At 40.2% G+C, this 23,026-nt stretch carries 21 protein-coding genes and 1 tRNA gene; 11 read left to right on the top strand and 11 right to left on the bottom strand.

What is annotated here, in order from left to right:
* The first annotated feature begins 76 nt into the window (after nucleotides 1–76).
* On the top strand, nucleotides 77–1,066 hold the full coding sequence (locus AC1XUO_RS18470; RefSeq protein WP_483331254.1) for a hypothetical protein: 990 nt from the start codon (nucleotides 77–79) through the stop codon (nucleotides 1,064–1,066).
* A gap of 121 nt (nucleotides 1,067–1,187) precedes the next feature.
* Here AC1XUO_RS18470 and AC1XUO_RS18465 read toward each other — a convergent pair whose 3' ends face one another.
* The 3 genes from AC1XUO_RS18465 to AC1XUO_RS18455 form a co-directional block, all read right to left on the bottom strand.
* Complete coding sequence (locus AC1XUO_RS18465; protein WP_483331253.1) at nucleotides 1,188–2,171, bottom strand: bifunctional heptose 7-phosphate kinase/heptose 1-phosphate adenyltransferase; 984 nt, start codon at nucleotides 2,169–2,171, stop codon at nucleotides 1,188–1,190.
* Nucleotides 2,172–2,288: 117 nt separating this feature from the next.
* Nucleotides 2,289–2,717, bottom strand: coding sequence for a GNAT family N-acetyltransferase (locus tag AC1XUO_RS18460; protein WP_483331252.1), 429 nt, complete (start codon nucleotides 2,715–2,717; stop codon nucleotides 2,289–2,291).
* Nucleotides 2,714–3,961: a bifunctional 3,4-dihydroxy-2-butanone-4-phosphate synthase/GTP cyclohydrolase II gene (locus tag AC1XUO_RS18455; RefSeq protein WP_483331251.1), complete on the bottom strand. Its 1,248-nt coding sequence runs from the start codon at nucleotides 3,959–3,961 to the stop codon at nucleotides 2,714–2,716. Before AC1XUO_RS18455 ends, AC1XUO_RS18460 begins: the two co-directional genes overlap by 4 nt.
* Nucleotides 3,962–4,144: 183 nt before the next feature.
* Between AC1XUO_RS18455 and AC1XUO_RS18450 the strand changes: the two genes are divergently transcribed.
* The 4 genes from AC1XUO_RS18450 to AC1XUO_RS18435 all read left to right on the top strand — a co-directional run bounded on the left by AC1XUO_RS18450 (nucleotide 4,145) and on the right by AC1XUO_RS18435 (nucleotide 9,612).
* Nucleotides 4,145–6,076, top strand: coding sequence for a T9SS type B sorting domain-containing protein (locus tag AC1XUO_RS18450; protein WP_483331249.1), 1,932 nt, complete (start codon nucleotides 4,145–4,147; stop codon nucleotides 6,074–6,076).
* Between the two features lie 163 nt (nucleotides 6,077–6,239).
* Nucleotides 6,240–8,171 carry a T9SS type B sorting domain-containing protein gene (locus AC1XUO_RS18445; protein ID WP_483331248.1) on the top strand — a complete coding sequence of 644 codons (1,932 nt, stop codon included), beginning with the start codon at nucleotides 6,240–6,242 and terminating at the stop codon, nucleotides 8,169–8,171.
* A gap of 36 nt (nucleotides 8,172–8,207) precedes the next feature.
* Nucleotides 8,208–8,555, top strand: a complete 348-nt coding sequence (locus tag AC1XUO_RS18440) for a YbaB/EbfC family nucleoid-associated protein (protein WP_483331247.1) — start codon at nucleotides 8,208–8,210, stop codon at nucleotides 8,553–8,555.
* Nucleotides 8,556–8,571: 16 nt separating this feature from the next.
* Complete coding sequence (locus tag AC1XUO_RS18435) at nucleotides 8,572–9,612, top strand: glycosyltransferase family 2 protein (protein WP_483331246.1); 1,041 nt, start codon at nucleotides 8,572–8,574, stop codon at nucleotides 9,610–9,612.
* Here the strand turns inward: AC1XUO_RS18435 and AC1XUO_RS18430 are convergent.
* Nucleotides 9,593–9,814, bottom strand: coding sequence for a PspC domain-containing protein (locus tag AC1XUO_RS18430; protein WP_483331245.1), 222 nt, complete (start codon nucleotides 9,812–9,814; stop codon nucleotides 9,593–9,595). The two genes, AC1XUO_RS18435 and AC1XUO_RS18430, sit on opposite strands and share 20 nt — an antisense overlap.
* A gap of 352 nt (nucleotides 9,815–10,166) precedes the next feature.
* On the opposite strand from AC1XUO_RS18430, the gene AC1XUO_RS18425 reads away from it, so the two are divergent.
* Entirely contained in the window at nucleotides 10,167–10,361 is a 195-nt protein-coding gene (locus AC1XUO_RS18425; protein ID WP_026629450.1) for a cold-shock protein, read from the top strand.
* Between the two features lie 75 nt (nucleotides 10,362–10,436).
* Here AC1XUO_RS18425 and lysS read toward each other — a convergent pair whose 3' ends face one another.
* Nucleotides 10,437–12,152 carry a lysine--tRNA ligase gene (gene lysS / locus AC1XUO_RS18420; protein WP_483331244.1) on the bottom strand — a complete coding sequence of 572 codons (1,716 nt, stop codon included), beginning with the start codon at nucleotides 12,150–12,152 and terminating at the stop codon, nucleotides 10,437–10,439.
* 261 nt (nucleotides 12,153–12,413) lie between these two features.
* On the opposite strand from lysS, the gene AC1XUO_RS18415 reads away from it, so the two are divergent.
* Entirely contained in the window at nucleotides 12,414–14,900 is a 2,487-nt protein-coding gene (locus AC1XUO_RS18415) for an AsmA family protein (protein ID WP_483331243.1), read from the top strand.
* Nucleotides 14,901–14,906: 6 nt separating this feature from the next.
* On the opposite strand, the gene AC1XUO_RS18410 is transcribed toward AC1XUO_RS18415, so the two are convergent.
* The gene (locus AC1XUO_RS18410; RefSeq protein WP_483331242.1) at nucleotides 14,907–15,617 is read right to left on the bottom strand and encodes a response regulator transcription factor; all 711 of its coding nucleotides are present in this window, start codon (nucleotides 15,615–15,617) and stop codon (nucleotides 14,907–14,909) included.
* Between the two features lie 90 nt (nucleotides 15,618–15,707).
* Complete coding sequence (locus AC1XUO_RS18405; protein WP_483331241.1) at nucleotides 15,708–16,547, bottom strand: hypothetical protein; 840 nt, start codon at nucleotides 16,545–16,547, stop codon at nucleotides 15,708–15,710.
* Between AC1XUO_RS18405 and AC1XUO_RS18400 the strand changes: the two genes are divergently transcribed.
* Nucleotides 16,546–17,769: an AI-2E family transporter gene (locus AC1XUO_RS18400; RefSeq protein ID WP_483331240.1), complete on the top strand. Its 1,224-nt coding sequence runs from the start codon at nucleotides 16,546–16,548 to the stop codon at nucleotides 17,767–17,769. The two genes, AC1XUO_RS18405 and AC1XUO_RS18400, sit on opposite strands and share 2 nt — an antisense overlap.
* Nucleotides 17,770–17,811: 42 nt before the next feature.
* Here AC1XUO_RS18400 and AC1XUO_RS18395 read toward each other — a convergent pair whose 3' ends face one another.
* From AC1XUO_RS18395 to AC1XUO_RS18380, 4 genes are all read right to left on the bottom strand, one after another.
* Nucleotides 17,812–18,291, bottom strand: a complete 480-nt coding sequence (locus AC1XUO_RS18395) for a gliding motility lipoprotein GldH (RefSeq protein WP_483331239.1) — start codon at nucleotides 18,289–18,291, stop codon at nucleotides 17,812–17,814.
* A 54-nt stretch (nucleotides 18,292–18,345) separates the two neighbouring features.
* A complete protein-coding gene (locus tag AC1XUO_RS18390; protein WP_483331238.1) occupies nucleotides 18,346–18,846 on the bottom strand; it encodes a hypothetical protein in 501 nt (166 codons plus the stop codon).
* Nucleotides 18,847–19,011: 165 nt separating this feature from the next.
* Entirely contained in the window at nucleotides 19,012–19,809 is a 798-nt protein-coding gene (locus tag AC1XUO_RS18385; RefSeq protein WP_483331237.1) for a (Fe-S)-binding protein, read from the bottom strand.
* 39 nt (nucleotides 19,810–19,848) lie between these two features.
* Nucleotides 19,849–21,198, bottom strand: coding sequence for a 4Fe-4S dicluster domain-containing protein (locus AC1XUO_RS18380; protein ID WP_483331236.1), 1,350 nt, complete (start codon nucleotides 21,196–21,198; stop codon nucleotides 19,849–19,851).
* Nucleotides 21,199–21,461: 263 nt separating this feature from the next.
* Between AC1XUO_RS18380 and AC1XUO_RS18375 the strand changes: the two genes are divergently transcribed.
* From AC1XUO_RS18375 to AC1XUO_RS18365, 3 genes are all read left to right on the top strand, one after another.
* Nucleotides 21,462–21,537 (top strand) — tRNA-Phe (locus tag AC1XUO_RS18375).
* 183 nt (nucleotides 21,538–21,720) lie between these two features.
* Complete coding sequence (locus AC1XUO_RS18370; protein WP_483331235.1) at nucleotides 21,721–22,581, top strand: hypothetical protein; 861 nt, start codon at nucleotides 21,721–21,723, stop codon at nucleotides 22,579–22,581.
* A gap of 104 nt (nucleotides 22,582–22,685) precedes the next feature.
* A complete protein-coding gene (locus AC1XUO_RS18365; protein WP_483331234.1) occupies nucleotides 22,686–23,024 on the top strand; it encodes an STAS-like domain-containing protein in 339 nt (112 codons plus the stop codon).
* The last annotated feature ends 2 nt before the right edge of the window (nucleotides 23,025–23,026 follow it).

Genomic DNA, 23,026 nt, shown 5'->3' with positions numbered 1-23,026 from the left:
TTGTGCAGTCGTTCCCGGATACAATACCATCACTCTTTTCTCGTTATTTGCCGACAATTACACCCCGGAACAACGCATGAAATTTTCCCGACTTTTACTTTTCAGCTTACTTTTTACGACCGTATCTTCTGCTCAGGCTCAGCATTTTGCATTGAGCCGTCTTTTTTATCCCAATGTTACTTTAAAAGCAGACTACAATGTACCGTCAAATTTGGGCGGTGGTACGGGAACAGAATATGGCCTGACACGCAGCGGTTTTTTTGGTATTATTCCGATTCAGAGTGAAGTACAGTTGGGGTATAGTTTGAAGAAAAAGTTTGACCTGCGTGCGGTGCATACTGTTTTGTTAACACAATTCACACAACTCCAACCTACACTTGACGGGAAAAATATACCTGATAATGGTTATAAAACATTGTCACTCGGTGTGATCAGATTACAGGCCAGTATCAAGGACCGGCTTTGGGTATATGGAGGAGGATTGGGTATGACGGAAAGTAATGAAACATTTTTTACACCTCAGCCATTTTTCTGGGGTGGTGCAGCGCGGATGCATATTCTAGGGCTGCATACGCAAATTATGTATGGTTCAATTTTGGCTTACAATCAGAAACTCCGCTTTGTTCCGGTTTTTGGTGTAAACAAAAGATTTGGAAGAGACTGGCGCGTTTCGGCTTTGTTGCCTTTTATGATGAATGTAAACTATCGGTCGACCAAGTGGTTTAATATGGATATGCTGGCCGGATTGAACGGATATAGCGGCGGTTTCCAGATACAGACACCGGAAGAGAAAATGCTGCGTCGTGAGAATTACCGTCAGATCAAATTGGGTGTTTCAGCGAATGCTCATTTATTCACTGTACTAAATATTTCTTTAGAAGCGGGGGTAACCACTTTTCGTCAGCTAAAAACTTTTAATAGTGCGCGAGAAACACTTACGGCTTATACGCCCGGAACCACACCCTACATAGGAGCCAGTGTGCGTTACATTACGAGTAAATCAAAATTATCCAACCGCTTTACCCGTAAAATGGGCTTAGGTGGGGGTGGAGGAATTAACTGGTAGAAAATATTTACAGAATGTTCATTATTTCAAAAGCGCCAATGGGTGCAGAGCATCCAAATATTTGTAGAAAAGGCGATTAAGTTCCAAAATGTTTAGGCGCAGCGCACCGGAATAATTTGTTCTAAACCAATCCGAATTTCTCTGCTTCCGTTTTTAATAACGCTTTATCAATTGGTACCACACCAACCAATTCACAAACCAAACCGCCGCCCAGATTTGAAATTCCTGCAATTGACCGTGGCGGCAGTCCAAGCGCAACACAACAGGCTGCAATACTGATTACCGTGTCTCCCGCTCCGGATACGTCAGCGATCTGACGAATATGTGCTGGAAGTTTGTGGATTTCTTCTTCAAAGTCGATATAAACACCTCTTTCTGAAAGTGTTATGAGTGCGCCTTTTGCTCCCAAAGTCTCCTTTAGTTGCTCAACGGTCTGTCTTAATTCTTCCGGGTCGTCGACGTTAAATTCTACTTTTAATCCTTCACGTAACTCTTTCAAATTTGGTTTGAAAAGCGTCACGTTATTGTAAGATAAGAAATTGCGTTTCTTGGGATCTACGACTGTCGGAACATTATGTTCATTTGCATATTCCGTAATTTCCGCAATCGCTTCGGCGGTCAGAACACCCTTGTCATAATCTTCGAAAATAATTACGTCGCTGGAAGGAATCAATTCTTTTGCTTTACTGACCAATCTGTCTTTTTCTTCTGTAGAAATTGACTTATCCGTTTCCGTATCAATCCGAACAACTTGCTGAGAACCAGCAATAATTCGTTCTTTAATTGTTGTGATACGGCTTTCGCTGCGAATCAAACCTTCACAGTTTAAACCCTTTTCAATCAGACTGTTTTTGAGCGAGTCACCGGATGCATCTGTGCCGATAACCGTACAAATAATTGCTTCTGCACCCAAAGCCTGAACGTTCAAAAGTACATTTCCGGCGCCTCCCAAACGAAATTCACGATGGCTTACATTGACAACCGGAACAGGTGCTTCCGGAGATATACGTTCTACTTTTCCCCAAACGTAAGAGTCGAGCATAACGTCACCGATGACAAGAACACGTAAAGAATTGAATGCTTCAAAAACCTGATGGATATTCATTAATATAATTTTGACGGGATTAACCGTTTGTTGACGAATTGATTTTGACCAGCTCGTGGAAGGCTGGAAGCTTTTTGATGCCAAAATTCGTACAAAGGGTTGTAAAAATCAAACCATTCAGACATTTGCAACAAAATGCATGCTGGTGATTTGAAAACGTTTGTTCAGATAAAGCCGATGCGCGTCCGTTCGGTTTGGATTTACGCCCGAATCCAGATGGATTTGGTCATATTTTTCTTTTTTCGCAAAATCAATAATCCAATCGAGGAGTATCCCTGCATATCCATTTCCGCGATATTCCGGAAGTGTGGATAAGTCGTCGATGTAAATATATTTTCCGCGGAAGAGATTATATCCGGTTTCAAAAACTGCGACTGCGGCAGCTATGCCGTCAGCTTCAATGAAAATAATTTGCCTGTTGTCGGCCAGCGTTTTTTTGACTGCCTCCAAATAAAGCTCATCTGTTAAAGATGGCCGCAGTGCCTGAATAGCACTGCGGCATTTTAATATATCTGTTTCCGTAGCAACGATCTGAACTTGTGTCATACCTGATTTCCCGGGAAAGTTAGGTTACTCAAATTGTGTCCCATCTTGTCACGTTTTGTGATCAGATATTTTTCATTATACGGATTCGAAGGAATTTCGATGTTAACTGAATCAACAATCTCTAAACCGTAACCAATAAGGCCGGCACGTTTTTTGGGATTGTTTGTGATCAGTTTAATTTTCGTGATGTCAAGATCACGCAGAATTTGAGCTCCCACGCCGTAGTCACGCTCATCGCTCGCAAAACCTAATTCGAGATTTGCTTCCACCGTATCGCGGCCCATTTCCTGAAGCTTATAGGCTTTTAATTTGTTCAGCAAACCAATCCCTCTGCCTTCCTGATTCATGTAAACAATTACGCCCTTACCTTCTTTATTGACCAGATCCATAGCAGCATGAAGCTGTGGGCCGCAGTCGCAGCGGCAAGAACCGAAGATATCGCCAGTCATGCAGGAGGAGTGAACGCGAACCAAAACAGGCTCGTCTTTTTCCCAGGTACCTTTTACCAAAGCAAGATGCATATCACCGGTGTTAATCTGGCGATAAGCAATCAGGTCAAAATGCCCCCAAGCGGTAGGCATATCGACACCGATTTCTCTTTTGATCAGAGATTCCTCGCGCAGCCGGTATTCGATCAGGTCTTTGATACTTACTAGCTTTAAATTTAAGCGGTCAGCAATTTCCCGAAGCTCTGGCAAACGGGCCATGGAGCCATCTTCATTCAAAATTTCAACCAAAACGCCAGCCGGAGATAGCCCCGCCAGACGAGGAAAATCGATTGCAGCTTCGGTATGTCCGGTTCGACGCAACACGCCGCCTTTTTTCGCTTTCAAAGGGAAAATATGCCCGGGACGCCCCAGGTCGGCTGGAACTGTGTTTGGATCAACCAGTGCCTGAATCGTTTTTGCGCGGTCGCTGGCAGAGATCCCTGTTGTGCAACCATTGCCTAATAAGTCAACAGATACGGTAAAAGCCGTTTCATGAAGTGCTGTATTATTGCCAACCATCATGTCAAGTTCAAGTTCCTCACACCGCTCTTCTGTGATCGGAACACAGATCAGGCCCCGGCCTTCTCTGGCCATAAAATTGACGATTTCAGGCGTTGCCAACTCTGCTGCACAGATGAAATCGCCTTCATTTTCACGATCTTCATCATCCACCACAATGATCAACTGGCCGTTTTTTATGGCCTCAATGGCATCTTCAATCGAATCTAATACTATGGGATTACTATTATTATTCATTATTCGGGTAGACAAAAAATAGTTTTACGGGAAAACACGTTTTACTTTATAAAGGTACAGCGTTAATGTTGAAATGTCTTAATTTTGAACCTTTATTAGGTGAACAACCGATTTTTCAGATGGGTTTCAAAATAGGTCATTTCGAAGTTGCAAATGCCCATATTTACTATTAGTTCAGCGTTCATGAGAAGATCGTTACTGCCATTATTTTTTGTATTTTATATATTGCAATCGTCTTGTGTTTACGGTCAGGAGATTGTTGGGGGAGGAATGTGTGAAGGGTTAAACAAAGGTTCTTTTGAGGTTTCCCCCTCTTATGTTGGTTGCGGGACTCTTGAAGTAGATTTTATAAATACATTAGCTGGCGCAGATAATGTGGCATACATACCAAATTATGATCGCATAAGTCAAATAGCCGAGGCTCCGAAAGAATTATCTGCTACTTATAATAATCCGGGAACTTACACGGTCTTGCAAGTGGGTAGCAAGGGACCGGGATTTTCATTGTGCAAGCAGGTTCATGTTCTTGAAAACCGCAAGATTGACGCCTCTCTTGAAATATCTTGCGGAAAACTGGCATTAGTGAAAATTATAGACAATAACATATCGAATGCATACGACTATGTTGAAATTAACTGGGGTGACGGAGATATTTCGGAATGGAGGCCGGGAAGTGGAAATATAAACCATGGTTATTCCGGTTCGCTTCAAAAGATTTCAGTTCAAGGTAAATACAGCTCTTCTTCCGTAAATTGTAGTGGTCAAGTAGGGTTTTTAGACCCAGCAAATGTTGAAAATTCCATTGAATCCATCCAAATTAACAGGGTTGAAATGCAGCAGGATGGAATCATCTCCTTGCTTTATCAAGGGAAGGAAGGAGTATCAACGGAAGTCTTTTACTCTGAATCAAACGGAAGTTATTTGAGTACAGGCAAAGTTAATGATACAGGCCAGACAAGCAGTATAAATATTGACAAAAATTTAGATTCAGAAAAGGAATATAAACTTAAATTGACATCGCCAAATAGTTGCGGTGGAAACATTGACAGCAGAGAAGTAAAGACAATGGTTCTGGAAGTCACGCCGCTGGAAGGAGAAATATCTTTAAAATGGAGCCGATATATTGACGATAATGATTTCGTCGGTTATCAACTTTTTCGTGATGGTGCTCCAATCCAAAGTTTCACCTCAATCGATGAGTTGACTTTTAGCGACAAGGATTTGGATTGTAACAGAACTTACAAATATCAGATCGTAGCCTCCACGAGCCAGGTAAACTCGTTTTCGGCACCCAAAAGTGAAAAGATGCTAAGCTCAACACCTGACAACATCGAAGGTGCAAGCGTCACGGTAGCGGATAATAATGTGATCACAGCAGATGTTGTATTAGGTGAAAATGGATTGACTAATTCCTATAATCTGATTGTTGAACGATCTGAGCAGGGAAGCGCGAATTTTGTTAAAATATCTGATGATCAGAATCAGGATCTGCGTTTCGAAGATAATGACGTTAACACCGCTGCGACATCTTACTGTTACCGTTTTAAATATGAAAACTCCTGTCAGCTAAGTACAGATTTTACTGAGCCGGTATGCTCAATTTTGCTTCGCCAATCTCCGCAAGAACTCACCTGGAATAGTGCGGTTCCATTTACCGAAGGCCTGGATTCTTATGCTGTAATTCAAAATGAATCCAATACGCAGACCCCGGTTGGATTAAGCACAAATTACCAGCTGGACCTGATGAATCAGCCCAAAACAGAATTTTCGTTCAGGATCACTGCAAGATCAGAAAGTGGAAATCTCATAAGTTTCTCAAATCTGATCCGGTATGAGCAAAATGTGACGTTGTTAATACCTGATGCCTTCACACCTAACGGAGATAACCTCAATGAAAAATTTGAGATCAAAGGTTTATTCGTGCATTCATTCCAAATCTTAATTTTTAATCGTTGGGGACAAGTTGTTTTCCAGTCCAGCGACATCCTCGATAGCTGGGACGGAACCATTAACGGTGCCAATGCACCAGGAGGGTATTATACGTACAAAACAGAAATAACTGATATTGAAAATAAACCGTTTGTGAAGGAAGGAACTGTTTTTCTAATCAGGTAACTAACCGTTTATTAAATATTTTGGAGATATTAAGGTTGAAAATGAAGGACTTAATTGATAGTTTTTTAAATTTGGTTCTTTGTTAGATTGACTCGACGTAAACCACTCATGCGTAATATGCTGTAAAAAGTGTAACCGCAACCTCTTTAAAATACACACATATATGAAAAGAATAATACTTGTCATTTTTCTGCCATGCCTTTTGGTATCTAATTTTTTTAATCTCTATGGTCAAGGCCTATGTGATAATGGCGGTGGAGGATTTGAACTGGATAAATATGAAGGGTGTGCACCATTGCCCGTAAAAATTAAAAATACGGTTCCGAACTCTTTCAGTGTTGGTTATGACGTGAATTACGACGGGCAATCACAAACTCCATTATTGGCTCAGGGATTGCCATCGACAACCTATTATAGTCCGGGAAATTATACAATTTTACAAGGTGGTAGTGTATCAACGGGTCCCATTTATGCTTGTAGAAAGGTTAAAGTTTATGAAAGCAGATATCTGAATGTGCGGTATACTTCCTGCGGAGGAGGCAAGATAAAACTTTTATTCAACGATGATATCATCTTACAAACTTACGATAAGGTAGAAATCAATTGGGGTGATAATTCTAGTGCTGTTTTGAATAAAGGAGATGCGCTGGAACTTGAACATACTTATGCAACGATAACGACAGCCCCGGTAATAAAAATAAAAGGAATTTATAATTCGAACACAGCATGTAAAGAGGGCTTGGAATTGTCTGTCGGAATTTCTTTTCAACAACCTCTTCTGAAAAACATTCAGATCAAAACGCTTCAAATGAATGGCAACGGAAGTATGGATGTGCTGTACGAGGGAGTAGCATCCATCTCTACCAATATTTCAACAAGCAGCGATGGTGGGGCTAACTATATAGTTGGTGGGACAAGAACATCAGGTGGTACACAGTCTTACAGAATTTCAAATTTAAATATTGCTCAGGTTTATCAGGTGAAACTTTCTTCCAAAGACTTGTGTGGCGGTCAGCAGGATAGTGAGATAGGCACAAGTATGTCCCTAAGAGGCGTTTCAGCAAATGAAAAAAATACTTTAACATGGAATGAATATCCTAACGCTGACGACTTTCGGGAATATCAATTGATGCGGGATGGGGTGTTATTGAAATCTTTTACTGATATCAAAACAACGTCGTTCAGTGACGAAGACGTGGAATGTGGAGATAATTTTGAATACTCAGTTACTGCCATAACCAAAAATATTCAGTCGGTTTCAGCACCTATTATTGTTAAAACTTCAACTTCTGCTCCACAAGCCTTGGAGAATTTATCTGTAACCGTCCTTGGAGACGATCAGATTCAGCTGGATGCACTGGTGCCCGGCGCAAGCTCTAAAAGTAATTATGAGTTATTGGTGCAAAGGTCGGAGGGATTAGACGGCCCTTTTAAGAAAGCAACCACATTATACAATGAAATAACGTATCAGGATTTTGATGTAAAGGCTAATCAAAACTCTTATTGCTACCGGGTAATGTATCAAAATGGCTGTGGACAAAAGGCTCCTATGTCTGAGCCGGTTTGTTCTATTTTATTACAAAATACGATTTCGGCTTTTTCCTGGTCGTCGGAAAGGCCATTTACAGATGACATTAAGTCTTATAAAATGATTCAAATCGGTTCGACAGGCTCTCGTGTAGAAACCGATTTGAAACTTCAAACGTCGTTTGCTCCTCAATTTACCGGTAACGGGGATCCTGCCTATACATTCCAGATTGTGGCGGAGTCAAAAACAGGAAACTTTCAAAGCTTTTCAAATGTCATAAACTATAAAAAAGATGCAGACGTTTTTGTGCCGACAGCCTTTTCACCAAACGAAGACGGAATAAATGATATATTTGAAGTCAAGGTTTCCATGTATAAAGCTTTTCAAATGTCAGTTTTAAACCGCTGGGGGGAAGTTATTTTTCATTCCAATGATATAACGAAAGGTTGGGACGGGATGTTTAAAGGAGAAATTGCGGCAGTCGGATCCTACATTTATGATATCGAAATTGTTAATAATTTAGATCAAACCGTGAAAAAAAGCGGTACTTTTGTGCTCTTGAAATAGACTTAAATTTTTATATCACTTCATAATTTTTAGTTTATGTTTGGAAATATGGCTGACATGATGGGTCTCATGGGTAAAATGAAAGACCTTCAGTCGCGCATGAAAGAGGCGCAGGATGAACTTGCTACGATTGTTGAGTCAGCAGAGTCTGGCGGAGGAATGGTGCGTGCGACTGTAAACGGACAAAAAACACTGATCGGTTTAGAGATTGACAAAGACCTTGTTAATCCTGATGATAAAGAAATGTTGCAGGATCTGATCGTTGCGGCAGTTAACAAAGCATTCGAAAATATTGAACCGAAAATAAAAGCACATTTGCAAAAAGCGACCGATGGAGTTCTTCCCAACATTCCCGGTTTGGACCTAGGGGGATTCATGAAATAATTCCCTCTTTTTACGAATGACTCCAACTGTTGCAATTGTTATCCTGAATTATAATGGCAGGCATTATCTTGAAAAATTTCTACCAACAGTGCTTCAATATGCTGAGGGTTACGAAATTTGGGTAGCTGACAATGGTTCAACAGATCAATCATTGGAGTGGCTGCAAAGCCAGTATCCTTCGGTTAAAACACTTTATATTTCTGAAAATAAAGGATATGCAGGTGGGTATAATAAGGCGTTAAGTCAAATTAACGCCGAATATTATGTTTTGCTGAATTCTGATATCGAAGTCACTCCGAACTGGATAGCACCAGTGATTTCCTTTATGGAGTCGGATGATAACATTGCGGCTTGCCAGCCTAAAATAAGAGCCTACGACCTGCCAACCCATTTTGAATATGCAGGAGCGGCGGGTGGATATATGGACTATCTTGGATATCCATTTTGTCGCGGTCGTATTTTCGATACCCGGGAAGAAGATCTGGGCCAGTATGACGACGTCAAGGATGTTTTTTGGGCAACCGGCGCTTGCCTTTTTGTAAGATCAAAGGCCTATCATGAGGCTGATGGATTTGACGAACGGTTTTTTGCCCATATGGAAGAAATCGATCTTTGCTGGCGGTTGTTAAATTTGGGTTATCGTATTACTTTCTGTTCAGAATCAACCGTTTACCATGTCGGTGGCGGCACACTCCACAAATCTAATCCCCGCAAAACTTTTCTCAATTACCGGAATAATCTGATCATGCTTTTCAAAAATCTTCCAAAAGGAAGACGAAAGAAAACATTATTTTTCAGGTTGATACTCGATGGAATTTCAAGTGCACGTTTCATTGCAGCCGGCGCCTGGCCTGACGTTTTTGCTATTATTCAGGCTCATTTTGCATTTTACGCGCTGATTCCGGTTTTATTGAAGGAACAACAGGGGCGTACCCGCTATCGCGCTCCTCTATATTACCGAAGTATTGTCTGGGAATATTTCGTTTTGGGAAAACACCGGTTTTCTCAACTAACAGGAATAACATTTCCTTCTGAAACTACAACTCCCAAAATGTAGGACTGTTATGTCTGCGCCAGTTCTGACGCATTTCCATCCAAAATGCAAGTACGAGATAGAGGATAATCGGTGAACCGAAAGTCATAAAAGTCGCATAGATGAAATAACGGCGGATGCTGCTTGCAGGGAAATTGAGCTTTTCACCCATTCTTGCACAAACACCAAATATCTGATTCTCTACAAAGTAACGAAAGCGATTCATATCTGATTTGGAATTAATGAGCTCAGAACTAGCAATTCTCAGTGCAATATACAAAAGAGTATTTGAATTTTTATCGATCTGTTTTTAAACGATTTTATACCGTTAACTTGGAAATTTTCAAATTCTTGGTGCAAATAAATTGTTTTCCCAACAATTTTTGTTTCTTTGTGATTGAAGAAATTGTTAGTGCTACATTATTATTGATATGCCTCAATAAAAATTGCCAAAATTTATTCTGTTAATTGGTTGAGCCTCCCTCAATTCTTTGGCGGAAGATAATCAAGGTTTTGTAATGAAACGCTCGCAACTCTTTATGTATTTTCAACTTATTTCATTTTTTTATTCCACTATTATGCCAACAGGTACTGTAAAATTTTTCAATGAAGCTAAGGGATACGGCTTCATCGTTGAAGACGACACAAACAGAGACATCTTTGTTCACGTGACAGGATTGGGAGGACTTACTATCCGTGAAAACGACCAGGTTGAATACGAGGTTGTTGAGGGGAAAAAGGGACTAAACGCTGTTCAAGTAAAAAAAATATAGTTTTTTTCTACTTGTCGGAGCAAAAAAATACCGCAGTTTAAGGTTGCGGTATTTTTATTTATAAGAGGTAATTAGTTATTCCACCCAGGTTTTAACATCGTCTAGTCCGGGCATCTTTTCATCGATTTTCAACTTCTTACGCATACCGCCCAGATCATTAAATATTTTGTTTGGGTTCGCTGCCTTCAATTGTTCAATCGTGAGAATATTCATTTTTTGCAGCGCTGGAATCCATACTGCAGGTACATTAGCTGCCACATAATCAGCTTCTTTTGCCAGTTCCTGTTTTTTCTCCGGGCGCATGTGCGGGAAGAAAAGAACCTCCTGAATACTTGAATTATTAGTCAGCATCATCGTCAGACGATCAATACCAATTCCGATTCCAGATGTCGGAGGCATACCATATTCCAGTGAGCGAAGGAAATCTTCATCCATTTCCATGGCCTCATCATCTCCGCGTTCTTTTAATTTTAGCTGATCTTCAAAACGTTCCCGTTGTTCGATAGGATCATTTAATTCTGAATAAGCATTGGCTATTTCTTTTCCATTCACAAATAACTCGAAGCGCTCAACCATACCGGGTTTTTCACGATGTTTTTTTGTCAAAGGAGACATTTCAACCGGATGGTCCGTGATAAAAGTCGGCTGAATGATAAATTCTTCTACTTTCTCTCCGAAAATTTCATCGATCAATTTTCCTTTACCCATGCTCTCGTTCACCTCCATGCCCCAGGCCCGGCACTGCTCACGAATGGCGGTTTCATCCAATTCGTAGACATTTAAACCTGTATACTGATGAATCGCATCGGTAATGCTCAATCTTGGGTAAGGACCTGCAAAATCAAGCTCTACATCGCCAAATTTCGCTTTTGTGGTTCCGTTCACTGCAAGTGCAACATTTTCAAGAACTTCCTCAGTCATTTTCATCATCCACAAATAATCTTTGTAGGCGACGTATAATTCGACCGTGGTAAATTCGGGATTATGCGTACGGTCCATACCTTCATTACGGAATAATTTTCCGAATTCATATACGCCTTCAAACCCACCAACGATCAGACGTTTCAGGTGAAGTTCAGTAGCGATACGAAGGAATAAATCGGTATCAAGTGCATTATGATGCGTTTCAAAAGGACGAGCCGCAGCACCACCATGAATGGTTTGCAAAACCGGCGTTTCAACTTCCAACCAGCCTTTTGAATCAAAATAAGAACGCATTGTTGTAATGATTCGCGCACGTTTCTGGAAAATCTGACGCACTTCCGGATTTACGATCAAGTCTACATAACGCTGACGGTAACGTAATTCAGGATCAGTGAATCCATCATAAATATTTCCCTCCTCATCACGTTTCACCACAGGAAGCGGACGAAGTGATTTATTTAAAATCTTGAATTCCTGAACATGAACAGAAATCTCTCCCGTTTGTGTAGTAAAGACAAAGCCGGAAACGCCGATAATGTCCCCAATATCCAGCAATTTCTTAAAGACCGTGTTATACAATGTTTTATCTTCTCCCGGACAAAGGTCGTCGCGGCGGAAATATAACTGTATGCGATCTGTGCTATCCTGTAACTCAGCAAAAGCAGCGCTTCCCATGATACGGAAACCCATTAAACGCCCCGCAATTGTTACCTGTTTATAATCTATCTTATTGTTTTCGTAATTCTTAACAATGTCAGCCGCAGTAACATTTACTACAAATTCTTCGGCTGGATAGGGTTCAATCCCCATTTTGATTAATTCTTCGCGTTTTTGGCGGCGTAATATTTCCTGTTCGCTCAGTAGCATTTTATATGGCAATATTTGTGAAAATGAACTCTTTGAGTTGCAAAAGAGTGCGCGAAATTAGCATTTTTTGCTATTAATACCGAAGTAATGTAAGGTAGATTGGCGATGATGTTGAAAAAGGGAATTTTTACTGGCATATAAATTGTATTGTAGCTAGCATCGCCGTATACGCGAAGTCGATCAGTAACCGTTGTATTAATGTTGGTTACTGATCGAAAGCCGTTTTTAATAACCTTTGTAGCAACCCGTTCAAACCTCTTCATGTTTCAAAAAATCTTAAAAGGCATTGCGATTTTTGCACTTATCGTCGGCCTGCTTGTCGGTGGGATTGAGTTTTGGTTTTATAAAAATCAAGAAGAAATTTTTACGAAGGTTAAAGCAGCGGTGAACGAAGAAATCAGCGGAAGCCTGGATATTGAGCGTTTTAGGTTCACACCTTTTCAGGATGGTCTAGGCTTTAAGTTTACTTTATATAATGTAGTTCTTCGGGATAGTCTATACTCCCAGCATAAAACGGATGTACTGAATGTAAAACTTATACACGTTGCTCTCGATTTCAGCAGCTTCTACAAAGGCGCAATCCGGCTTCAAAATTTAGTTTTACAGGATGGAAGTGCAACGCTTTTCGTTCGAAAAGATGGATATACAAATTTGTCAGTCTTTGGTCCTAAAAAGCCGAAAGGCGACAAGAAAGATTCAAAACCGGACAGGCTGATCAGCAAGCTTGGGCGGATCCACATGTCCAATTTCAGGTTCAGATTTGCGGATTCAACAAGCGGAAAGAAATTTGGTGCAGTTTTTAGGGATGTTACCAATCGGGTTAATTATGCGGACTCTGCCTGGATTGCAAACATTAGCGGCCCTATTTATTTTGAGGGATTAGTCTTTAAGCCAGAGAAGGGAGGGTTTTTGGTCAAACAGGAAACTTATGCGAATTTTTCGATATCCTATAATCAAAAAGACAGATCGCTGTACATCCGGCCCTCGTCCCAATTACGCGTAGCATCGCAGGATCTTATTGATATCAAGGGGAATTTTGATTTATCTGAAAAACCAGCACACTTCAATCTTGGATTTGCAGCACAAAAAATACAGGTTGGCACAGCGATAAAACTGCTGCCCAGACAGATTGAAAAGGTGTTAGATTCCATCGGAATTCAGACCAGGGTGACTACCCGCGTGGTTGTAGAAGGTATATTTTCTCATGAACCACCTTCGGTTCAAGTTGATTTTGAAACTGATACTTTCCAATATCAACTACCAATCGGCTTATTGAAAAATATGAAAGCCCGCGGCAGTTATTCTAACCAATTCGATAAAACCAAACCTCCCGGATTACTTAATACACAGGTAAATGTACCCCGCGTAAGCGGTGCTTTTGAAACTTTACCGTTCAGTTTCGATTTAAAAATTGATAATATAACGGATCTTGTTGCGTTAATCCGTGGTAAAGTCAAGGCCGATTCCGCGTCAATTAATGGACTTCTTGATCCCAAAAGATATATTGTCAGGGGAGGGGAGGCGTATATCCAAATCCATTACCAGGGGAGCTTGCGTAATTTTTACAACGCAAAAACAGATGAATTTAATGGCAAGTTAACCGGCCGCGCTTATACCAAAAATCTGTCTCTTGATTACGTCCCCAGACAAGTCCATCTGACAAAAGTCAATGGAGATATTTATTTTGATGAGAAGGATTTTATGCTTCCCAAGTTGGATGTAAATGATGGGCATAATACCATGTACGTAAAAGGTGGAATCACAAATCTGATCCCATACTTGTTTGGCTCTCCAAGAATCTTGAAAGCCTCCCTTGATGTCAATATTCCAAACTGGAAAATGAACTGGATGGAAATTTTTGTTGGGAAGAGACGCCAAAGCCAGAAGTTAAACAGAAAGAAATTTAAACTTTCTGATCTTTTGGATAACGTAATAGACCAGATGGAAATTGATGCTAAACTTCAATCAAATCATCTGGTTTATCACAACTTTTCAGCAGACAATATGAAAGGTTTTATTACCGTAAAAAATAATACAGTGCGCCTCGAAAATTTCTCTATGAAGGCTTTTGGAGGTGGTTTCAAGATTTCAGGTTCCATTTTTAACCCCTATACATCTGAGCCGCCACGCGTAGAAATTGCAGGCAACATAATCAATGCAGACGTTCATTCCGTATTTTATTCTTTCAATAACTTTGGGCAAAAGGCAGTAACCCATCAAAATCTGAAAGGAAAACTGAATACCGAATTTAAGTTTGCGACCAACCTTAAAAACGATGCGACCATATTGCCAAAAACCATGAAAGGGGAGGTTAAACTTAATCTTGTCAGGGGCGAGATCATCAATTTTGAGCCGTTTTTAAAAATGAAAAAACTAATCTTCAAAAACAGGAATCTTGAACAGGTTAAATTTGCGCCGATCAAAAATAATATTGTTCTGAATGGTGAAGAAATTCAGATTAAACAAATGGAGATTGAGTCGAATGTGATGACTCTTTTTGTGGAAGGAATTTACAGTTTTGGGAATAAAACAAATCTGAACATAGCGATACCGCTAAGTAATTTGAGCCGGCGGGATTCGACCTATGAACTGAATCCGCACGACCCGAAGAATAAGAAAGGGGCAAGAGTTTATCTTCGGGCCGTTGATGAAAATGGTGAAGTAAATATAAAACTGGCTTTCAGGAAAAAGAAATCCAAGGATAAAAATGACGACAGCGATGAGGAACAAAATGATGTAAAAAAATAAATCAGATTATTCAGCTTCGTCTGTGAACATATATCCCACTCCTTTAAGCGTTTTAATATAGCGGTCGCCTAATTTTTCGCGTAATTTACGAATGTGAACATCCACAGTGCGTTCTAACACATAAATGTCTGCACCCCAGATTTTCTGAAGCAGTTCGTCACGGCTGAATACTTTGTTAGGTGTTTGTGCCAGGAAGAACAAGAGCTCAAATTCCTTTTTTGGCAAGACTATCGATTTGTCGGAACCTTGGGTGACAGTGTAGTTTTTGCGGTTTATTACCAAATCCAGCACTTCCACCTGATCGCCCGAATCTGCTTTTTGAGCCTCACGACGGAACAAAGCATTGATCCTGCTCATCAAAGCGCGAGGTTTAATTGGCTTGGTGATATAGTCATCAGCCCCTACTTCAAAAGCAGCTACTTCTGAATATTCTTCGGAACGGGCTGTCAAAAATAAAATATAGGTATGTTTGATGTCCGGGTTCTGGCGTAAGATTCTACCTGTTTCGATGCCGTCAAGCTGAGGCATCATGATATCTAAAAGAATAAGATCAGGAATAAAAGTTTTCGCCGTTTCTATCGCTTTCTTACCATTAGAGGCGGTTTGAACAGAATATCCTTCTTTAACCAGATTGTATTCCAGAAGCTCTACTATATCGGAATCGTCGTCAACTACTAATACTTTCGGTGCTGAGTTTGTTGCTTTTGCACTGCTCATGTGATAATTACCAGGTTAAATCCAGTTCGAAATTAGTTGTTGTGTTTTTGACATTATCTATTTTATTGCATTGTTAACATAAAAATAATATCAGCGGTAAGTAATCCGGAAAATTTGCTGTTGCTCATTCGTGACGATCATATCCGTATTGCTAATAAAGATTAAAGCTTCTGCCTGCCTCCTTACAAATCTAAAACACCCTTTTGGTTTTCGGAAATTAATCATTCCGTCGTTTATACCGAAAAGTAGAATTTTTCCATAGGTGAGCAAGGCAAATGTTTTTCCATCTGGACTAATGTCCGCCGAGGTCACCTGGGTCTTGATTTCTATACTGTCGATCGGGGTTATCGAATAATTGCCTTTTTGAGCTGGTAGCTGATACAATCGTACGAAATGATTTTTCGGACTGCGATTTTTGGAAAAAAGGTACAGATTATCTTTGTGATGGAAAAAGGCTTCACAATCAAAATTTAACTGGTCTTTTGAAGGTGGAAACTCTTTTTGGTCAGCGTAATTAAATAAGATTTTTTCTGAATCTATGCCATTAGGCGAGGTTCTATATACGGTAAATGAACGTCTTGTGTTACCATTGTTCCCAAAATCACCAATGTAAATATTCCCATTTTCATCCTGGGTGAGATCTTCCCAATCCGTGTTCTCTGAATCTGGAATAACTTTTGTAGACAGCAAATTACCTGTGGAATCGATTTCGTATAGTTCGGTTTTTCCTCCGCTGTCATTATGAGTCCAAAATGTGCCTTTTCCAGTTCTGGCCATTCCGGAACTTTCGTTTGCCACTGTCGGTAGCGTGCCTATTTTGTTAATTTTGTAGTGAGATTTCACTTTTTCAAAACCGTTCTTGCGCTTGTCGGGGTTACAGGTACATAATACCGTTTCAATAGCAAACATTAGAAATACTAACTTATTCATGAACCGTTCTTTACATTCTGTGCCTGGCAAAGATAATCAAACACCGACTTATCTGAAGCTCGCAAGTGTTCTTGTTGCCCTTATTGCTGGTGTGTACATTCTTTTCGTGCTGAGAGAAACATTGATTCCTCTGGCATTTTCTGTTCTGCTTGCGATTCTTTTGCATCCCGTTTGTGTGTGGTTGGAACATCGTCGGGTTCCCAGGATTGCTGCTATCCTGCTAAGTATCCTGGTTTTGATTATCGTAATCAGTGTATTACTTTATGTTGTAACCTTACAAATTGGCAGTTTTGCAGAAGAGCTGCCCCGCATTACAGAAAAAGCCGAAACTATTCTGGATCAGACTTTGACGATGGGGGAAAGATATCTGAGCCTTAGCAGATCGCAACAGGTAACAGAAGCGAAAAAGTATCTTGTCAACATGTTAAGCGAGGGTCGCGCCGTATTGCTTAACACGCTGGTTACAACCACCGGGGCGATTTCTACTTTCATCCTGTTGCCTCTCTATATCTTCTTTTTCCTTTTATATAGAGATTTTTTCAGAAGATTTTTCTACAAAGCGATTGCCGCTGTTCCTAATGATGATCTGAATATTCTCCTAAAGAAGATCTATGCGGTTATCCAAAGTTATTTATCCGGTTTGTTTTTGGTGATCATCATTGTCGGCGTCTTGAATAGCATCGGACTGCTATTGCTTGGTGTTCCTCATGCTATTTTCTTTGGTTTCCTGGCAGGATTTTTAATTTTGATTCCATATATCGGAATTCTTATCGGCTCATTATTTCCTGCGTTGCTGAGTATTGTAACAATGGACTCACCCTGGTATGCTTTGGGTGTGATCGGCGTAATGAGTTTCGTCCAGTTTCTGGAAGGAAATTTTATTACACCCAATATCGTCGGGTCGAAAGTGAGTGTCAATCCAATGGCAGCAATTGTAGCCTTGTTTTTGGGAGGTCAGCTTTGGGGTTTGTCAGGTCTTATTCTGGCCCTTCCTATCACAGCGATTTTAAAAGTTATTCTAGATACAATTCCAAGTCTGGAACCATATGGCTTTTTATTGGGAGAACCAGAGCATGAAGTAGAAGAGGATAAGGCAGAGGAACGTCAGAAAGCAGTTGAACAAAAAGACGGCCAGAAAAAGCGTTACCGCAATTATAAAAATAGGCCGCGAAAAAGACCAGAAGGACAGCCGGGACCGCAAGCAAACCCAAATATTGAGTAACAAAAAAGGATTCTCCTGACCAGAGAATCCTTTTTTGTTAGGTTACTTTTCAGTCTCAACTCTTTCGACACTTAAACCAACGCCCATAATAAACGGCAACGGATTCTGGCGCATGGATTGCGATAAAGTAAAGGTATAAATGCCGTTTCGGGGAAATTTATAGTTTTTAAGAAAGGGTATTTTGTGATCAAATAAGTCACCCAAACCCTTACCAAACGGTTTGCCTGTGGTTTCATTGGAAAGAAAAAGTTCTTCCATATTCGTAGTCACAGAACTGTCAGGTGCTGTTATTTTTCTGGTCAGATATAAGTTATAATAAGGATATTGCAACGTGTTTCGCACGAGATAATACACATTATAAAGTTGCGTGGAATCTTTAATTTCAACCTTAAAAGAAGGCGTATTTTTGATAAACCACTGACCATCGTCAATATCTTCGTAAGCTTTATAAACCACATTTTTGTCGCATCCCGACAGCAGTATTCCCAAACAAAGTGTGGCAAAAAGTCCAAAAGTTTTCATGCAGGTATCAGTAAGTAGTGTGCAAAGCTAAGCTCCCGGATAAACCTTTCAAAACTAAGAAGTAGTTTGTGCCGAAAAATAACGGCTAAGCCATGAATCAGATGCCGGGATTTTCCAGCGTTTCATCCACTGCGCTTTAGTCGTTACCTGATTATCAAAAATGGTTGTATAAGGCGTAATGACCTGATCTGTAACTGCCTGTTTAATTTTCGGGACCGCAATTGTTTCTACATGATTATTATCATCTAGATAAGCCAGTGAACGATCGAAAAAATCAACATTCAACCGCGTACCGATTTCCTGTAACCAGTGAACGGATTTGTCAATAGCGCAACCGCTCGGCTGTTCTTTGGTTTCATCTACGGCAAGGACCACGAAACGATGCTCAAAAACTTTTCCGGAAGCGGTAAGCGGATGTCCGTGCGCTTCCCAGCCTTCCAGTGCAGCTTTCAGCGTTTCAGTCAAAATTCCAACTTCTTCATCTGTGAACGCTCTGTTCGCCTGATAGATCCAAATGCGCGAGGATAGATTAATTTCATTAAAAGGAATATACATAGGTGTCCGGTTAGTCGTTGTCAAATAATAATTCTTATACTATCTCAGCCATCAAAACAAGCTTGCCAGAAACTAAGTTCGGTGTAAAGGAAGTCGGCAAAGCCAGTTTGACACAATATAATTCACCCAAATGACAAAATTATTTTTTGGCCGAAATAATATTTCTTAAAGTCCTTCTGCCTGCGCAATCAATTCTGCAAGATCAAAAACTTTAACTGAATCTTCTTTTTCTTTGTTTTTAATTCCGTCAGTCATCATGACCATACAAAATGGACAGGCAACAGCGATGGTTGTTGCTCCGGTATCAATCGCTTCTTCAATTCTTTCGATATTAATATCTTTTTTTCCTGCCTCCGGCTCTTTGAACATTTGTCCGCCGCCAGCACCGCAGCAAAGACCTTTTACTTTACTACGCTTCATTTCAACCAGATCTGCATCCAATGCTTCCAGAACATGTCTTGGCGCTTCGTAAATTCCGTTGGCTCTTCCTAAATAACAGGAATCGTGAAAGGTGATTTTTCGACCTTTGAATGTTTCTCCACCCTCAATCCGGACTCGTCCTTCATCAATCAGTTGCTGTAAATATTCGGAATGATGTAATACTTCATAGTTGCCGCCCAGTTCCGGATATTCATTTTTTAAAGTATTAAAACAATGCGGACAAGCGGTGACAATTTTCTTTACTCCATACATATCCAAAACCTGAATGTTGGACATCGCAAGCATCTGAAAAGTAAACTCATTCCCTGCACGACGAGCCGGGTCGCCGGTACAGCTCTCTTCTGTTCCTAAAACGGCAAATTTAACGCCCGCTTTATTCAATATTTTGACAAAAGCTACGGTAACTTTTTTATAACGGTCATCGAAAGAACCTGCGCAGCCAACCCAGAAAAGAACTTCGGGTATTTCATTATTAGCTGCCATTTCTGCCATGGTTGGCACTTTATATCTTAACTCGCTCATGGTTATCTAATCGTTTAGGTATGTCGGTAGTAACCCGTTTTAAACCTCGTTTCTCAGTTTATCAGCCCAATTGAATCGATCGCCCGGCGAAAATTTCCACGGGGCCTGATTTGTGTCCAAATTTTGGAACATTGCATTCCATGAGCCAGGCGCCTGGGCTTCGTCCATCACTTTGTATCTGCGTAACTGTAAAATAATATCAAGCGGATTGATTAGAATCGGGCATTCCTGAACACAGGCATTACAAGTCGTACAGGCAAGAATTTCCTCATCACTGATATAATCGCCCATCAGACTTTTTCCGTCATCAACGAATGCTCCGTTGTTCACCAGCATATTTTTGCCGATATCTTCCAGTCGGTCGCGGGTATCCATCATGATTTTTCGCGGAGAAAGTTTTTTGCCTGTAAGGTTTGCCGGGCAAGCCGAGGTGCATCGTCCGCATTCGGTACAGGAATAGGCATCCATTAGATTTTTCCAGCTCAGATCAGGGACATCTTTGGCTCCAAAACGCTCAGGGATCATATTTTCTGTGCCGGCATCAGTGTCTTCCGGGGTTACCAAACCAAGCATAATTTTCACCTCTTTCGTAATATCCGGCATATTATTCATTTCTCCTTTTGGCGTCAATCGGGAGAAGTACGTATTTGGAAATGCCAGGGCAATGTGTAAATGTTTGGAGTAAGTTACGTAAACAGCAAAAGCAAAAATGCCGAGAATATGAAACCACCAGGCAAAACGCTCATAAATGACCAGCGATGGTTCTGCCCAGTTTGTAAAAACAGGTTTCAAAAACTGACTAAACGCAAAGTCGCCGGTCAGTGGATAATGCGGACTGCCCATTTCCTGTAAAACGGTGTCAGCAGCGTTCATAGTCAAAATTGCAAGCATTAATACGATTTCGAAAATTAAAATGATTTTACCGTCCAATTGCGGCCAGCCATTCATCTCACGATGACGTGACGGTTGTAATCGTTCAACTTTTAGTATTGTCCTTCGTATCAAAAAAATCAGACAGGTTACCAAAACCCCAACGGCGAGGAACTCGAAAAAGCCAATAAGGAAGGTGTAAAATGTTCCCAGGAATGGCGCAAAAAGCCTGTGTTTTCCAAGGATACCATCAAGTACAATTTCCAGCACTTCGATGTTAATCAGCAAAAACCCAGCGTAGACCACGAAGTGCATAATACCAATCAGCGGGCGGTTAAACATTTTCTTCTGACCGAAAGCGACGCGAAGCATTATAGATAAGCGTTGCGCCGGCTGGTCATAACGATCTTCATCACGCCCCAACATGATCGTTTTACGTATCAAACCAACGCGTTTAAAAACCAGCCAACCGACTATTCCCAGAATGACTACAAAGATGATTTGCTGGATTATCGCCATAATTCTTGGATTTACTCTACTAATAATGAATACTCAATTAAATGTTATGCAAGCATACTATAAACAAATATGATAAAAATGTATTTAGCATCAATTATTTTAAAATAAATAAATTTTTTTATTCGGTTAAGTAGTAGAAAATCAGAATACTAGGTCTGTGGTGCCTGGGCTAGGATAAAAATTATGAAAAATATTTTCCTAAATAATTTGGAAAGCCAGATCGTACTTCTACCTTTGCAGTCCCAAAGGGAACGAATTGAGCTGGTGATGTAGCTCAGTCGGTAGAGCAAAGGACTGAAAATCCTTGTGTCGGCGGTTCGATTCCGTCCATCACCACCAGATTATAAGGCTGTTACAAAGTAATTTGTGACAGCCTTTTTTCATGTCGTAAACATTTGGTAAACATTTCAAGGCTTCAAAAACTTCCAATTTCCGTCAGTTCTTATGATTGATCTTGTATAAATCTTGTAATATCTAAGTTTTGTCGACATCTTTGATGTTTCCCAACAAACTCTCATCGAAGTGTTGACTTATGATCTAAGGGCAAAACCTTTTCAGTTTCCATCTGAATTACATACTGGCTTTTCAGGTATTCGTGCATTGAATTCTTTTTATCGTCATTGGAAGGACGAAGTAAATCAAGAAATTATTCTTGATTTCTCGGATACGACATTTTTTGACGCAAATATGTCATCCTTGTTATTAGCGATGATTTACAAGCTAGCGAATGAAAACAACCTATCTTTTCGTGTAGATCCTAGTCAGATTAAGAAAGACTTACATGTGTTGATTAGAAATGGTTTGGTGAAGACAGATAGAGAAGTTCTTGATGATCGCAAAAGCACAGTTTCATGTAAATATTTTAAAAATGATCAGCTAATTGAATTTAAATCCTATGTTGAGGTCGACTTGTTTCAGCACAGAGCGTTTGATAAGATTTCCAGAGATATAAAACAAACAGTAATAAATGACCTCTTGGAAGTTTTCAATAACTACATTCTGCATTCAAAGTCTGACTATCCTTTCTTCGTTTGTGGTCAGTATTTCCCTCGAGATAGCAAATTGATGTTCACAATAGCAGATTTAGGGGTAGGATTTTTGCCTGCTATATCCCAATTTACCGAAGGGCACATCACAACCGCATTAGATTCCATACAATGGGCTGTTGCAGGAAATTCAAGTAAAACTAATCAAGAAGAGATGCCCGCTGGATTAGGCTTGGAAAGCATCAAGGATTATTGCTTGTCCAATAAAGGCTGTCTCCAAATCGCCACAGGGGACGGATATTGGGAAACCAATGATAAAAATATTAATCGTTGCATTGGTATGAAATTTGATGGAGCCATAATGGGTACAGTGATTAATATACACTTCGCTTGTTGATAGTTATTTCATAATTGTAAAAACTATTTGTTTTTTTATTTCGTTTTATTAGTAAGTTCACGTAAATTTTGACTTTGAATATAAATAATAATAGCCTCTTGACTATGAACACGATAGAAATCTTTGATGTAATTCGGAGTAAGACTGCGGCATTTCAAGATGAGGGGTATCAAGTATACTTGTTGCTTGAAGCAGAGATGCTCCAGGATCACAAGACAGTCCTTTCATTTGTTGGTATCGAAAATTGCTCGACGCTATTTTTGAATTCAAGTGTGGGTAGATTATATAAGAAATTTCCTCAGGAAAAGATCGATGCACTTCTTCGTTATGATGGTATCGAAAATGGGACTTTTATTGCGTCGATGCTGAAAAAGGTGATTGAGAGGTCATTAAACCCTCAGGACTACTCTGCAATATTGTCTTCAGCTCTTGAACCTGCGTAAGA

It is taken from the genome of Dyadobacter sp. HNCC25DJ186 (genome assembly GCF_056895235.1).
This window is presented reverse-complemented; position numbering and strand designations above follow the sequence as displayed.